Genomic DNA, 13,190 nt, shown 5'->3' with positions numbered 1-13,190 from the left:
CGAGGCGCCTGCGTTGATATAGTCCCCGCCTTTGCGGTACCCCGGAGAACACCTTGCCCGTTCCTAACCCAGAAATGGCTTCAGTTTCTACAATTTTGCCTATGGCGGATCGCATAATTGGCGTCTTTAATCGTTGTTTTGCGGATCCAAATGGGCTCAATACCCGACTTTGTGGCGGTTTTCCTGAACCCTACTACCGCCCCGCCGCCATGAACAAGGGGGTTCACCAGGTGGAATTTACCTTGGATTATGCCGCCAGCGCCCTGCACGAAGTGGCCCATTGGTGTGTGGCCGGGGAGGCGCGCCGCCTGCTTCCTGACTATGGCTATTGGTATGAAGCGGATGGGCGCAGCCCTGAGCAGCAGGCTGAGTTTGAGCTTGTGGAGGTCAAGCCCCAGGCGCTGGAGTGGGTCTTCGCGCGCGCCTGTGGTTTCCGGTTTCGGGTCAGTGCAGACAACCTACAAAGCGGCCTGGGCCCTAGCGACACCTTCAAGAAGGCAATCTGGGAACAGGTGCAGGAGTACTGTGCCCAGGGGCCAAACGCTCGGGCGAGAACTTTTGCCCAGGCACTGGCTGAGGAGTTTGAGTATCCGGACCCGCTCGATAAGGATGCCTACCAATTGGTGGAGTTATCGTGAGCAGCTATCTGATTGACGCCTCCGTCTATATTTTCCGCTATTACTTTGCGCTGCCGCCCAACTGGGAGAGCCGCAGCGGTTACTCCACTGAAGCTGTTTATGGCTTCACTAATTTCCTGCTGGATATGTTAGCGCGAGATCCGCGCCATATAGCCTGTGCTTTTGATGAGTCTCTGGGCAGTTGCTTCCGCAATGAGCTGTACCCGGACTATAAATGCAGTCGCGCTATGCCCGATGAGGCATTGGCCTTCCAGCTGGCGGCGTGCCGGGAGATGGCGGAGGCCCTGGGAATTGCCAGCTTCTCCAGTGAGCGTTATGAGGCAGACGACATTCTTGCCACCCTCACCCGAAAGCTGCGAAGGCACAAGCCGATTGTTGTGAGCCGCGACAAGGATCTGGGGCAATTGCTGGATAGGGGGGCCTCCTCCCTTTGGGACTTCGCTGCGGATCGCCATATGGATAGCGAAGCCTTGGAGCAAAAGTTTGGGGTGAAACCGGCACAGATTGCCGATTATCTGGCACTGGTAGGGGATAGCAGCGACGATATTCCCGGAATTCCAGGTGTTGGTCCCAAGACAGCGGCGCGACTACTGGAGGCTTTTGAGGGCATAGAGATGCTCCTGGTGCAGCTGGAGCAGGTGGCGTCACTACCTATTCGTGGTGCCAAGGGAATTGCCCAGCGCTTGCAGGAATTTGAAGAGCAGTTACGTCTGGCCAAGCGCCTCACCAGCCTGGAAGAGAATATCCCCCTGGGTATTGCTGTGGCAGATCTGCGTCCGCAAGTAGTGGACCTGGATCTGGCCCAGGCCCTCGCGGAAGAATTTGGTATCGGGGGCCTGAAAGGGAAGATGGTGCGGACCGTGAGCCGTATGGATGGAGAGCTTGCATGAGTGAAAGTTTAACTAATGGTGCCAGCCTGAAGATTGTCGCGGATGAAAATATTCCGGCCCTAGAGCAGTACTTCGGGGATCTGGGCACACTGGTGCGTTACCCTGGCCGAACCCTTACCCGTGAGCAACTTGCCGACGCCGATATTCTGCTGGTGCGCTCGGTCACGCGAGTAAACCAAAGCCTGTTGGAAGGTACGCCAGTCCGCTTTGTTGGTAGCTGCACAATTGGCACTGACCACCTGGATACCGACTGGCTGGAGCGCAATGGCATTTATTGGAGTGCCGCGCCGGGCTGTAATGCCAACTCCGTTGTGGAATATGTATTCTGTGTCCTGGCGGCCCTGGGGGCCGACTGGCGTGGGCGCAGCTTTGGAATTGTCGGTTGCGGCAATGTTGGCGGCCTGCTGCAGAAGCGGCTGCACAACCTGGGCGCTACCTGCGCTATTTACGATCCCTGGTTACCAGAGAACCCAGACTATGCGCCGTTGGAGCAGGTGCTTAGCCAGGATATTGTGTGCCTGCATGCTCCTCTGGTTAAAAGTGGCCTTTACCCGAGCTTACATATGATTGGTGCGGAGCAGCTTGTACATATCCGGGATGGAGCGGTGCTGATTAGTGCCGGGCGGGGTGCGGTGGTAGATAACCGCGCGCTGCTTCAACTCCTGCAAAAAGAGCGGCGTTTTAGCACAGTGCTGGATGTCTGGGAAAATGAGCCGGGTATTGATACTGAACTATTGAAATTGGTTGACCTGGGCACGCCGCATATTGCCGGCTATAGCCTGGACGGCAAGCTTGCGGGTACTCACATGATTCGAGAGGCACTGTCGAATGCGCTGGACCTGGCACTACCTGCAGTGGATAAAAGTACGGGGTGTGAGGCCGCGCAAAATAGAATTGTCTCAGGAGGCATCCAGGCAGAACTGCTGTTGCAAATGTATGATCCCCGCAATGATGATTGCCGTCTGCGTGAAGCGGCGGAAGGCCCTGAGCCGATGTCTAAAGCCTTCGACCGTTTGCGCCGAGAATACCCCGAGCGCCTGGAATTTTCTCATTACAGTACGTCGGCGCAAAACCTGAGTGAAAGTGATAAAGAGCGGTTAGCGGTGTTGGGGCTTAAGTGCAATTAGACAAGCAAGTAAAAAAACTGGGGCTGATTATCAACCCCTGGGCGGGTGTCGGTGGCCCGGCGGGGCTTAAGGGCAGTGATGGGGCTGAGGCGGTGGCACAGGCGCTGGCTGCAGGGATCGAGCCTCAATCCCACAAGCGCGCCGCAATCGCCCTGGAGGCATTAGCCCCTTTTCGCGCGCAATTGGAGCTTCTGTGTTTTGCCGGTGATATGGGTACAGATACCGCTCGCGCGCTCGGTTTCTCTGTCAATGAGGTGGGGGCTGCCGATAGCAGCCCATCCACTCCCGCAGACACGGAAAAAGCAGCTAAAGCGATTCGCGATGCCGGTGCTGACCTAATTGTTTTTATCGGTGGAGATGGCACTGCACGCAATATGGTTAATGCCCTTGGGGAGCATTTCCCTGTGCTGGGCATTCCTGCCGGAGTCAAGATGCATTCCGCATGTTTTGCTATTTCCCCCAAAGCTGGCGGCGAGGTTTTACGGCGCCTCATGTCCGGTCAGTTGGTGGATTTGTGTGAGCGCGAAGTGCGGGATATCGACGAACAGTCTTTTCGCCAGGGTAGAGTGAGCACCCGTTATTACGGCGAACTGTTAGTGCCCCAGGAGGGGCATTTTTTACAGGCAGTAAAAAATGCCGGGCGTGAGGTGGAAGAACTGGCTGTGGCAGACATTGCCGCTGAGATTGTTGAAGAGTTGGACCCCGGTACCCTGTACATTGTTGGCCCCGGCTCAACAACCCTGGCGATAATGAATGAGCTGGGCTGTAAAGGTACTTTGTTGGGGGTGGATCTGCTGATCGACGGTGCCTTACAACAGGCGGATGTGGGTGCACCACAGATCGAGGCGGCGATCGCTGCGCACCAGGGCCCAATAAAAATCTTGCTCACTGCTATTGGTGGCCAGGGGCACTTGATTGGCCGTGGCAACCAGCAGTTTTCCGCAAGAGTTCTACGGGAAGTCGGGCGTGATAATTTAATGGTTGTCGCTACTAAAACCAAAATAACTGAACTTGGAGGCCGCCCCCTGTTGGTGGACAGCGGTGAGCCGGAATTAGATCGGGATTGGAGTGGCTTTATCCGGGTAGTTACCGGCTACCGGGATGCGATTTTATACCCATTGAGTAACGGAGAAGTTTGAGTGTCTACCAATTGGCAGCAGCTACTGGAGCTGGTTGAGTCCAAAATAGCGCAGGGTGGCAGAGACAGTCGTCGTCTGTTCCACGGCCGTGGCCGTTGCTATGAGGGGTTGGAGCAGGTTTGTGTCGACAGTTTTTTTCCAGCGCTGCTGGTGACTTTTTTCGAAGAGTATGAAGGAGAAGCGGAGTTGTGCGAAACGCTCTGGCAACTGGCAGAGCCGCACGATTACCGTGGTATTGCTACTCAGCGCCGCTACCAGACTGGTGCCCCGATAGAGTGGCAGTGTGGTGAGCCTGTGGCAGCTCCGATGGCAAAGCGTGGTGAACTGAAGTTTCCCCTGACCTTTGAGCGACAGAACGTTGGTTTTTTCCTGGATATAGAACCAGGGCGCACTTGGTTGGAAGAACAGGTTCGTGCCCGGGCGGAACAGGGGGCTGTGAAAATGCTGAACCTGTTTGCCTTTACCTGTGCCTTTTCTGCTGTGGCTCGTGCAGCAGGGGATATTGAAATCGTCAATGTGGATGTGAATCGCGGTGTGTTAAATCGCGGGCGCGAAAACCACGAAGTGAACGGTTTGTCCCTGAACGGCATTCAATTCCTGCAATTTGACGCGCTGCGTCAATTCAAGCGTTTTGACCGCCGAGGCCCTTTCCAGTTGGGCATCGTAGATCCGCCCACACGCCAGAAAGGCCGTTTTGATGTGAGTCACAATTACGAAAAACTCGTACGACAATTGCCGGCCTGCCTTGCAGATGAGGCGGATTTGCTGATGGTCATCAATTCCCCCCGTCATAGTGAGGCGCATTTCCGCGAGCTGATCCTCGGCGCTGACAGAGGGTACGAAATTGTGACCCGCTTAGCGCAGAGTCCGGATTTTCCCGATCGGGACCCGGATGCGGCATTAAAAATGTTGCACGTAAAATACCGCCGCCAGGAATAGCGGCGCTATCTTTTTAGGGTATTTGAGCGGGCTGTTGAAATTTTTTGGCCGCTTGCCGAGCGGAACAGAAATTCTCCAGTCGTAAGTTGTGTATGTGAATCCATGACCGGCCGAAAAGGGTTTATGGAAAGGTGTCATAAACCCTAGTTGAAGAGCAATAGATCCTTTTGGGCAGGTTGTTAAATAGCAGCAAATTCCCGCATCAGGCGTTCCATTAGGGTCTGTAATTTTGTAGATGATGCATCGCGTACTGCGCTATTGAGAAGCTGCGCGTTGCTCTGTCCTGACTCTGCATTAATCAGCAATAGAAACCCGCGGTGGGTCAGTACAGTTTCTTCTGCCGCTTCCTGGCGAACCAGCTGGGAAAAAGTAATATAGCCACTTTGCTTTAGCCAACTGATTGCTCCCAGGCAGGCCAAATGACGTGGCGAATGTAACCCGAATTCATCAGGGCTATCGGGCCCGGCGATGTCCTCAACATAAATTGTTGTGGGTAGGGGAAACTGGCCGAACAGTGCCAGCAGAATCCTGCCGGCATCCCGGTAGAAATCGTGAATATGTAAATCGTCCAACATCAGCGGGAATATCGCTCCAGAAAGTAGCCCAGGCGGGTCATCGCGTGGGATAGGTCATCTGCCCTTGGCAGGAATACGATGCGTAAATGATCCGGTGCATCCCAGTGGAAAGCGCTGCCCTGTATCAGCAGAATTTTCTCCTGGCGTAAGAACTCCAGCACCAGCTGTTCATCATTTTCGATCTTGTGGTGATCAAGGTTCAACTTGGGAAATAAATAGATGGCGCCGCTGGGTTTAACGCAACTTACTCCCGGAATGTCATTTAGCATCTGATGGCCCAAGTCCCTCTGCTGGCGCAAGCGTCCACCGGGTAGCACGAGATCGTTGATACTCTGGTAGCCACCAAGGGCTGTTTGTACAGCAAACATTGCCGGTACATTGCCACATAGTCGCATGGAGGCAAGTATATCCATGCCTTCAATAAACCCTTTAGCGCGATGTTTCGCGCCGCTCACTATCATCCAGCCTGATCGAAAACCGGCTAAGCGATAAGACTTGGAAAGACCGTTGAAACTCAGGCAGAGCACGTCTGGAGCCAATTTGGCCATTGGGGTGAACTCGGCATCGTCGTAAAGAATTTTGCTGTAAATTTCATCGGCGAAAACGACCAGGTTGTGGCTGCGTGCCACTTCAACGATATCCTCCAGTAGCTCCTTTGGGTAAATGGCGCCGGTAGGGTTGTTGGGATTAATTACGACAATGCCGCGGGTACGAGGGGTAATCTTTGATTTAATATCCTCGATATCCGGCAACCAACCTGATTCCTCATCGCAGCGGTAGAGTACTGGTGTGGCACCGGTGAGGTTGGTGGCCGCCATCCAAAGAGGATAATTGGGCATGGGCAGTAACAGCTCATCACCGTTATTGAGCAGTGCCTGGGTAGCCATGGAAATTAGTTCTGAAACACCGTTGCCCAGGTAAATGTCGTCAATATCAACGCCCTGGATACCCAGGGTCTGGCACTCCTGCATAATGGCTTTACGCGCAGCGAAAAGGCCCTTTGATTCGACATAGCCCTGGGCTTGGGAGAGATTATGGATAACATCCTGGATAATCTCATCAGGAGCGTCGAAACCGAAAGGGGCGGGGTTGCCGATATTCAACTTCAGGATTCGGTGGCCTTCTTCTTCCATCCGGTAGGCCTGCTCCATGACAGGGCCGCGGATTTCATAGCAGACGCCGTGCAGTTTTTCAGATTTATGGATGTCCTTCATGGTGGTTCGGCAGCCCTGTAGCTTGGCAGGAGCGGTCCTGGGCCGCGTGCGAGCTGCGCGAAAGCCGGGAAGTTCACTGGCGGCGATTGCCGCTCCTGCGGGAACTGGTAAAAATGGAACAAGAGAGTATGTCAAAACCAAAAGACGATAACTACTGGCGCGATAAGCTGACAGATGAGGAGTTTGAGGTATGTCGCAAGGGGGGGACAGAGCCACCATATACCGGCGAATATTGGGATGTTTTTGACGAAGGCGTTTATCGTTGCAAGTGTTGTGGCGAAGTTCTGTTTGATTCCGGAGCGAAATTTGAGAGTCACTGCGGCTGGCCCAGCTTTGATGCAGAGTTTGCCGAGGGGATAGTGCGAGAGCTCCCTGATAACAGTTTCGGTATGCAGCGAGTGGAGGTGCTTTGCAGCAAGTGTGACAGTCATCTCGGGCATATATTTGATGATGGCCCTACAGAAACCGGGTTGCGTTACTGTATTAATTCCTTATCGGTAAAACTGGATAAAAGCAGCGGCGAGGAAGGGGAAGAAGAGTGATTGAAAAACACTGGAGTCGCTGGCTGTTGTGGGCCCAATGGGTGCTGCTCAGTGCGATTGTTCTGGCCGGGCTCGCGCTGAGATTTGGGCTGCTGCATTTCAGTATGGCTTTCAAGGTGTTCACCTACGCCGGTGCTGCGGCCCTGGCGATCGCCTTGGTCAGCCTGTTGATCTTTGTCTGGGGGGTACGTAGTAACAGCGCCGTGACCCGTAGTAATGCGTTGTGGGCAGTATTGCTCGGCCTACTGCCGGTGGCAATTCCGCTGATCACGGTGGGCAAGGACAACTTTACTGTGCCGAGAATTCACGATATCACCACTGATACCCGTAACCCACCCCAGTATCGTGTGGTGCCGGGCCTGCGTAAGCCGGGGGAGAACAGTGCGGAATACGGAGGGGAAGAGGTGGCAAGGTTGCAGCGGGAGGCCGATGTTTATGGCGATATCTATCCCTTGCATGTGCACCTGCCGGTCGAGCGCACTACTGAACTGGCCGCTGAGGTGGCTAAGGAGCTTGGCTGGGAAATTGTTTCCTACGAGCCCAGTAATGGCCACCTCGAAGCCGTGGATAGAACTCTGTTGCTGGGATTCACGGATGATATTGTTGTGCGAGTCAGGGCGGAAAGTGACGGTAGCTCACGAGTGGATGTCCGGTCCAGCTCACGGGTTGGGGTGAGTGACCTTGGTGCCAATGGAAAGCGTATCCGAGAATTTCTGGAGGAGTTGCGCCTGCATGCAGTCAGTGCGGCGAACAGTGCCGTCTCCCAGGGCCGGAAATCTGTTCCCTCGAATCCACCGGGTTAGGTAAGTGCCTGACAATAAAAGAAAAAAATTTTAACTCGGGTGTTGACAGCACCCTGAACGGTACATAGAATGCGCCCCACTTCTGACGCAGAGCTACACTTTAAAACGCAGCGATGACGACAGAGGTGATTCTGGGTCCCCATCGTCTAGAGGCCTAGGACACCGCCCTTTCACGGCGGTAACAGGGGTTCGACTCCCCTTGGGGATGCCACGCGGGAATAGCTCAGTTGGTAGAGCGCAACCTTGCCAAGGTTGAGGTCGCCGGTTCGAACCCGGTTTCCCGCTCCAAGTTTCACGCTTCACGAGTAGATCTCTAGTTCGCTCGGGAAGTATCGCCACAGAGAAATCCGTGGCCACTGCCATGGACAGCATGGCAGCACAGGGCCGAAAGGCTGCAGTGCAAGTTTCTGTCCCCATCGTCTAGAGGCCTAGGACACCGCCCTTTCACGGCGGTAACAGGGGTTCGACTCCCCTTGGGGATGCCAATACGACCTGGCAGCAATGCTGCCGGGTCAAATTGCGGGAATAGCTCAGTTGGTAGAGCGCAACCTTGCCAAGGTTGAGGTCGCCGGTTCGAACCCGGTTTCCCGCTCCAAGTTTTGCTTTACAGGGTGATGTTCAGGTCATATCTGGAGAGTGAAGTCACTGGAATACCAGTGGCAATGCCATGGACAGCATGGCAGCACGGGACCGACAGGTTGTAGTGCAAGTTTCTGTCCCCATCGTCTAGAGGCCTAGGACACCGCCCTTTCACGGCGGTAACAGGGGTTCGACTCCCCTTGGGGATGCCAATAAGGCCCGGCAGCACTGCTGCCGGGCCAACCCAAAGCGCGGGAATAGCTCAGTTGGTAGAGCGCAACCTTGCCAAGGTTGAGGTCGCCGGTTCGAACCCGGTTTCCCGCTCCAAATAAAAAGCCGCTCAATCGAGCGGCTTTTTAATTTTCCGATATATTGCTTCTTAATTTATCGCTTGTGCCAGAGCTTTTGGGACTGTAAGCGCGCGCCTGGACTTTCGGCAATTGCCAGGCTGGGCCACACTGTCAAATCCCAGTATTCCACCGGTTGAATTCCTTTGGGCAAGCGCGTTGAATGGCGCCTCCAGTAACGGGAGTGAGAGATGACCGCCGCGCTATCTATCCAGAATCTGCAAAAGACCTATGAAGGTGGCTTCCAGGCCCTGAAGGGCATCAGCTTTGAGGTGCAGCCAGGGGATTTCTTTGCCTTGCTGGGCCCCAACGGTGCGGGGAAGTCCACCACCATAGGCATTATTTGTTCCCTGGTGCGCAAGAGCGCCGGGAGCATCTCTATTTTTGGGGTTGATATCGATAGTGATTTTCCAGCCGCCAAGCGTCTATTGGGCGTGGTACCGCAGGAATTTAATTTCAGCCAGTTCGAGAAAGTATTCGATATCGTGGCCACCCAGGGCGGCTTTTATGGGATGCCGCGCAAGTTGGCGGAAGAGCGCACTGAAAAGTACCTCAAGCAACTCGGACTTTGGGATAAGCGGGCTACCCAGGCTCGTATGCTGTCCGGCGGTATGAAGCGCCGCCTGATGATCGCGCGGGCCCTGATCCACGAACCCAAATTATTGATTCTCGATGAGCCCACCGCAGGGGTGGATATCGAGCTGCGCCGTTCCATGTGGGCTTTCCTGGAGCAGATTAATGCGCAGGGCACCACTATTATCCTCACTACCCACTATCTGGAGGAGGCAGAAAGCCTGTGTCGCAACATTGCGATCATCGACAAAGGTACGATTGTTGAGAACACCTCAATCAAGTCCTTATTGAAGACCCTCAATCGTGAGACATTTATTCTCGACTGTAGTGAATATCTGGAAAAGGCGCCGGGGCTTTCAGGGTTTGAATGTCATCTGTTGGATAGCCACTCCCTGGAAATCACTGTCGAGAAGGGGCAGTCGCTGACAGAGGTTTTCATTGAGCTTAAAGCCCAAGGCGTTACTGTGACCAGTATGCGCAATCGTGCCAACCGCCTCGAGGAGCTGTTTATTTCCATGTTGTCCGAGGAAAAAATGGAGGGTGTGGACGAGTGAGCAGCAGATTAACCTGGATCTCCTTCAGCACAATTTTCCGGCGGGAAGTGCGTCGCTTTATGCGTATATGGCCGCAGACACTGGTGCCGCCAGTAATCACCATGTCATTGTATTTTGTGATTTTTGGTTCTCTCATTGGGAGCCGAATCGGAGATATGGGGGGTTATCCCTATATGGAATTTGTGGTGCCGGGTCTGATAATGATGTCGGTAATTACCAATTCTTATGCCAATGTTGTGTCCTCTTTTTATAGTGCCAAATTTCAGCGCAGTATTGAGGAGCTTTTGGTATCACCCACTCCCAATTGGGCGGTAATGGCTGGATATGTACTTGGCGGCGTGGCGAGGGGCTTGATTGTCGGCTTGATTGTCACCCTGGTGGCGATGTTTTTTACATCGCTCAGTGTTGAGCATGTTGGCGTTACCATAGCTATCGTTTTCCTGACCGCAGTACTTTTCTCTTTGGCCGGGTTTATTAATGCTATCTACGCCAATAGCTTTGATGCTATTTCTATTATCCCCACCTTTGTATTGACCCCGCTCACATACTTGGGGGGTGTTTTCTACTCTATCGAATTGCTTTCGCCCTTTTGGCAAGGGCTGTCAAAGCTCAACCCGATTCTCTATATGGTGAATTCTTTCCGCTATGGGATACTGGGAGTTTCAGATATCAACGTGGCTTGGGCTTTTATTGGGGTTTTGGTATTTATTGCACTTCTCGCCAGTTGGGGGCTCTACCTGATGAGTCACGGCAAGCGATTGAGGCATTGAGGTTGATTATGAGCAGAGAAGATTGGCAGAACCTCCCGCTGGGTCGGGAAACCACTTACGAATCCACTTATAACCCGCAGTTGCTGCACCCAATTCAGCGTTCCATCTCCCGCGCGCAGCTGGGCCTGTCCGCGGGGGCCCTGCCATTTTTTGGTGAGGATGAATGGTGGGGCTTTGAGCTCTCCTGGCTGAACCCGAAGGGTAAGCCGCAGGTTGCAGTAGCGCGATTTAGCTTCCCTGCGGAAAGCCCCTGTATGGTTGAGTCCAAGTCGTTCAAGCTGTACCTCAACTCCTTTAATCAGAGTAAATTTGAGTCTTGGCGATTGGTTCAAGATACCCTGGCAAAGGACCTGGGCGAAGCTGTTGGAGCTGCGGTTGAGGTGAATCTCCTGGATGTGGAAGATGCTGCCCTGGCGGTAGAAAGACCGCAGGGTTTTTGCCTGGATGACCTGGATATTGCCGTGGAGCAATACCAGCCGGCCCAATCGCTACTCGCTTTGGAAGGAAGTGGGGAAGATGTCAGTGAAACCCTCTACAGTCACCTGTTGCGTAGTAACTGCCCGGTTACTGGCCAGCCGGACTGGGCCACGGTTATGGTGGAGTACAAGGGGCCGGCGCTGAAAAGAGAGGCGCTGCTGGCCTACATTGTTTCTTTCCGTGAGCACCAGGATTTCCATGAGCACTGCGTAGAGCGGATATTCTGCGATCTGCAGCAGTTGGCGGAATTTTCTGAGCTGACGGTATGTGCCCGCTATACACGTCGTGGTGGCCTGGATATTAACCCATTGCGTTCCACTCGTATTGAGAAACCGCTGCCACCGCGTTTCGCCCGCCAATAATAATTTCTCTAGCTCTTATAGGCCTGGCACTAGCTGGGCCAGCTAAAGGCGCTTTTCTCCTTTTTATTTCCATCAATTGGCCAGCTTTGTAAAGGCTGGTACAGGATCAATACCAGTATTTCAGAGTCTTGAACTACGCTTTCTTGAATAAAACTGTGGGAAATATGCATCAGCTGCTGAAATAGCACTTTTAATTTGAGCAGGCCGGGCCCGAGGGAGATGGAGTCAAGCCTTAGATATGGAAATCAATACACAATCCCCTGCGCTTCCTGCTGTGATTGTGTTTGCCATACAGGCTCTTTTTGCCCAGCCTTCGATTGCGCAGGTATATGTTGAGGCGGATCAGTTACTGCGTGTTATCGAGGATCAGCAGCGCCAGCTGGAAGAGCAGGAGGCACAAATCCAGCGGCAAAAAGCGGCTCTTGATGCCCTGCGCCAGCAGGTGGAGGAGCTGCGGCGCGCAATCCCCCAAGACCCTTCACCCCCTCCTCGCATAAAAAACCATCCTCCCGAAATTTCACCCTCTGAATTGGAAGCGGCGATCGCCGAAGCACCAACAGACTGGCCAGGCTCAATTCAGGTAACTGGGACTGAGCTACGGATCAAGATAGGCGGCTTCGCGGAGCTGGATGCCAACTACGACACTGGTGCAATTGTGAGTCCCGCTGAATTTACTACCAGCGCTATTGTCACCAGTGACAGAACCGCAGCCGAAGGGGAGGATGGGCAGACCAATGTCAGTGTGCAGGTTTCGAGGTTAGAACTCGAGACCAAGATGCCCTGGGGGGGGAGGCAGATCAAGACTGAAACGACAATGGATTTCCTCAGGGATACCACTATTGCCGAGCCAATTTTACAGTTGCGTAAGGCTTATGGTCAGGTCAGCGATATCCTACTTGGTGGTGATTTACTGATCGGCCAGGACTGGTCCACATTCACTAATCTTAATGCCTGGCCAAACACCCTGGATTATGAGGGGCCAAATTCAATGCTGTCCCTGCGGCATCCTATTGTGCGTTGGCATCGCAAATATCACCCAACACTTACTCTGGAAGTTGCTTTGGAGGCGCCCGATGAGCGAGTGTTTGAGGGCGCTGTAGAAGTTTCTCGTTGGCCTGATGCGGTAGTCGCTGTTATCTCCCAGACGGACCGTTTTAATTTTCAAGGCAGTTTTATAGTGCGGGATTTACGTGGCAGTGGGGAACCACAATCCGCTGTTTCAGATACCGGGTGGGGAGTGAATTTGAGCGGTGTTATAGATATGCCTGGGCGCTTAGCTCCGGATTTCATTACATACTCCTTAAGCTTTGGGGCGGGATATGGGGGGCTCCTGAACGATTTTCCTGCAGATGCCTCTTATGATTTTTATGAAAACCGGCTGGAGGCGATTCCAACACTTGCCTGGTACATCGGCTACCAACATTGGTGGAGCCCATGCCTGTATACCGTCGCTACCTACGGATTGGTACAGCAGGATAATTTCGACTTTCAGCCTGGCTTTGCATTCCGGGAAACTCAATACAGCAGTATTAACCTGACATGGACTCCGACACCGCAATGGTTATTTGGTGTGGAGGCTCTCTACGGTACTCGGGAGGATAAGGATGGCGCCTACGGTTCGGTTTGGCGTACCCAATTCACTAGCCGAATTTCGTTTTAAG

13 protein-coding genes and 6 tRNA genes are annotated in these 13,190 nt (G+C 53.6%); 17 read left to right on the top strand and 2 right to left on the bottom strand.

The window, feature by feature from the left end:
* The first annotated feature begins 53 nt into the window (after positions 1-53).
* Genes ACJJIP_RS13630 through ACJJIP_RS13610 form a run of 5 tightly spaced genes read left to right on the top strand, consistent with a single transcriptional unit; the run spans position 54 to position 4,733 of the window.
* Entirely contained in the window at positions 54-638 is a 585-nt protein-coding gene (locus ACJJIP_RS13630) for an elongation factor P hydroxylase (protein WP_444945342.1), read from the top strand.
* Positions 635-1,528 (top strand): 5'-3' exonuclease, encoded by an 894-nt coding sequence (locus tag ACJJIP_RS13625; RefSeq protein WP_444901906.1) that lies wholly within the window; start codon positions 635-637, stop codon positions 1,526-1,528. Before ACJJIP_RS13630 ends, ACJJIP_RS13625 begins: the two co-directional genes overlap by 4 nt.
* Positions 1,525-2,655, top strand: coding sequence for a 4-phosphoerythronate dehydrogenase (locus tag ACJJIP_RS13620; RefSeq protein ID WP_444945341.1), 1,131 nt, complete (start codon positions 1,525-1,527; stop codon positions 2,653-2,655). The genes ACJJIP_RS13625 and ACJJIP_RS13620 overlap by 4 nt, the downstream gene beginning before the upstream one ends.
* Entirely contained in the window at positions 2,646-3,794 is a 1,149-nt protein-coding gene (locus ACJJIP_RS13615; protein ID WP_444945340.1) for an ATP-NAD kinase family protein, read from the top strand. The genes ACJJIP_RS13620 and ACJJIP_RS13615 overlap by 10 nt, the downstream gene beginning before the upstream one ends.
* Positions 3,795-4,733, top strand: coding sequence for a class I SAM-dependent methyltransferase (locus tag ACJJIP_RS13610; RefSeq protein ID WP_444945339.1), 939 nt, complete (start codon positions 3,795-3,797; stop codon positions 4,731-4,733).
* Positions 4,734-4,912: 179 nt separating this feature from the next.
* Here the strand turns inward: ACJJIP_RS13610 and ACJJIP_RS13605 are convergent, their stop codons facing one another.
* Both ACJJIP_RS13605 and ACJJIP_RS13600 read right to left on the bottom strand, forming a co-directional pair.
* Complete coding sequence (locus ACJJIP_RS13605; protein WP_444945338.1) at positions 4,913-5,308, bottom strand: hypothetical protein; 396 nt, start codon at positions 5,306-5,308, stop codon at positions 4,913-4,915.
* Entirely contained in the window at positions 5,308-6,522 is a 1,215-nt protein-coding gene (locus tag ACJJIP_RS13600) for a pyridoxal phosphate-dependent aminotransferase (protein ID WP_444945337.1), read from the bottom strand. Before ACJJIP_RS13600 ends, ACJJIP_RS13605 begins: the two co-directional genes overlap by 1 nt.
* 128 nt (positions 6,523-6,650) lie before the next feature.
* Between ACJJIP_RS13600 and msrB the strand changes: the two genes are divergently transcribed.
* From msrB to ACJJIP_RS13540, 12 genes are all read left to right on the top strand, one after another.
* Positions 6,651-7,064, top strand: coding sequence for a peptide-methionine (R)-S-oxide reductase MsrB (msrB, locus tag ACJJIP_RS13595; RefSeq protein WP_211214958.1), 414 nt, complete (start codon positions 6,651-6,653; stop codon positions 7,062-7,064).
* Positions 7,061-7,867 (top strand): DUF1499 domain-containing protein, encoded by an 807-nt coding sequence (locus ACJJIP_RS13590; protein ID WP_020414723.1) that lies wholly within the window; start codon positions 7,061-7,063, stop codon positions 7,865-7,867. The genes msrB and ACJJIP_RS13590 overlap by 4 nt, the downstream gene beginning before the upstream one ends.
* A gap of 135 nt (positions 7,868-8,002) precedes the next feature.
* A tRNA-Glu gene (locus ACJJIP_RS13585) sits at positions 8,003-8,078 on the top strand.
* A gap of 1 nt (position 8,079) precedes the next feature.
* A tRNA-Gly gene (locus ACJJIP_RS13580) sits at positions 8,080-8,155 on the top strand.
* Between the two features lie 121 nt (positions 8,156-8,276).
* Positions 8,277-8,352: transfer RNA gene (locus ACJJIP_RS13575), tRNA-Glu, on the top strand.
* 34 nt (positions 8,353-8,386) lie between these two features.
* Positions 8,387-8,462: transfer RNA gene (locus tag ACJJIP_RS13570), tRNA-Gly, on the top strand.
* A gap of 120 nt (positions 8,463-8,582) precedes the next feature.
* Positions 8,583-8,658, top strand: a tRNA-Glu gene (locus tag ACJJIP_RS13565).
* A 39-nt stretch (positions 8,659-8,697) separates the two neighbouring features.
* Positions 8,698-8,773: transfer RNA gene (locus tag ACJJIP_RS13560), tRNA-Gly, on the top strand.
* A 211-nt stretch (positions 8,774-8,984) separates the two neighbouring features.
* Positions 8,985-9,920, top strand: coding sequence for an ABC transporter ATP-binding protein (locus ACJJIP_RS13555; RefSeq protein ID WP_020414724.1), 936 nt, complete (start codon positions 8,985-8,987; stop codon positions 9,918-9,920).
* Positions 9,917-10,690, top strand: a complete 774-nt coding sequence (locus ACJJIP_RS13550) for an ABC transporter permease (RefSeq protein WP_020414725.1) — start codon at positions 9,917-9,919, stop codon at positions 10,688-10,690. Before ACJJIP_RS13555 ends, ACJJIP_RS13550 begins: the two co-directional genes overlap by 4 nt.
* Before the next feature lie 8 nt (positions 10,691-10,698).
* Complete coding sequence (queF, locus tag ACJJIP_RS13545) at positions 10,699-11,529, top strand: NADPH-dependent 7-cyano-7-deazaguanine reductase QueF (RefSeq protein ID WP_020414726.1); 831 nt, start codon at positions 10,699-10,701, stop codon at positions 11,527-11,529.
* Positions 11,530-11,767: 238 nt separating this feature from the next.
* A complete protein-coding gene (locus tag ACJJIP_RS13540) occupies positions 11,768-13,189 on the top strand; it encodes a DcaP family trimeric outer membrane transporter (RefSeq protein ID WP_444945336.1) in 1,422 nt (473 codons plus the stop codon).
* The last annotated feature ends 1 nt before the right edge of the window (position 13,190 follow it).

It is taken from the genome of Microbulbifer variabilis, assembly GCF_052467165.1.
The sequence above is the reverse complement of the archived record's forward strand: the minus strand, read 5'-3'. Positions and strand labels throughout refer to the sequence as shown.

What these genes read in the sequence shown, in the direction of transcription:
- ACJJIP_RS13555 (WP_020414724.1), top strand. Translation starts at nt 8,985, where the DNA reads ATGACCGCCGCGCTATCTATCCAGAATCTGCAAAAGACCTATGAAGGT.
- msrB (WP_211214958.1), top strand. Translation starts at nt 6,651, where the DNA reads ATGTCAAAACCAAAAGACGATAACTACTGGCGCGATAAGCTGACAGAT.
- ACJJIP_RS13620 (WP_444945341.1), top strand. Translation starts at nt 1,525, where the DNA reads ATGAGTGAAAGTTTAACTAATGGTGCCAGCCTGAAGATTGTCGCGGAT.
- ACJJIP_RS13600 (WP_444945337.1), bottom strand. Translation starts at nt 6,522, where the DNA reads ATGAAGGACATCCATAAATCTGAAAAACTGCACGGCGTCTGCTATGAA.
- ACJJIP_RS13605 (WP_444945338.1), bottom strand. Translation starts at nt 5,308, where the DNA reads ATGTTGGACGATTTACATATTCACGATTTCTACCGGGATGCCGGCAGG.
- queF (WP_020414726.1), top strand. Translation starts at nt 10,699, where the DNA reads ATGAGCAGAGAAGATTGGCAGAACCTCCCGCTGGGTCGGGAAACCACT.
- ACJJIP_RS13540 (WP_444945336.1), top strand. Translation starts at nt 11,768, where the DNA reads ATGGAAATCAATACACAATCCCCTGCGCTTCCTGCTGTGATTGTGTTT.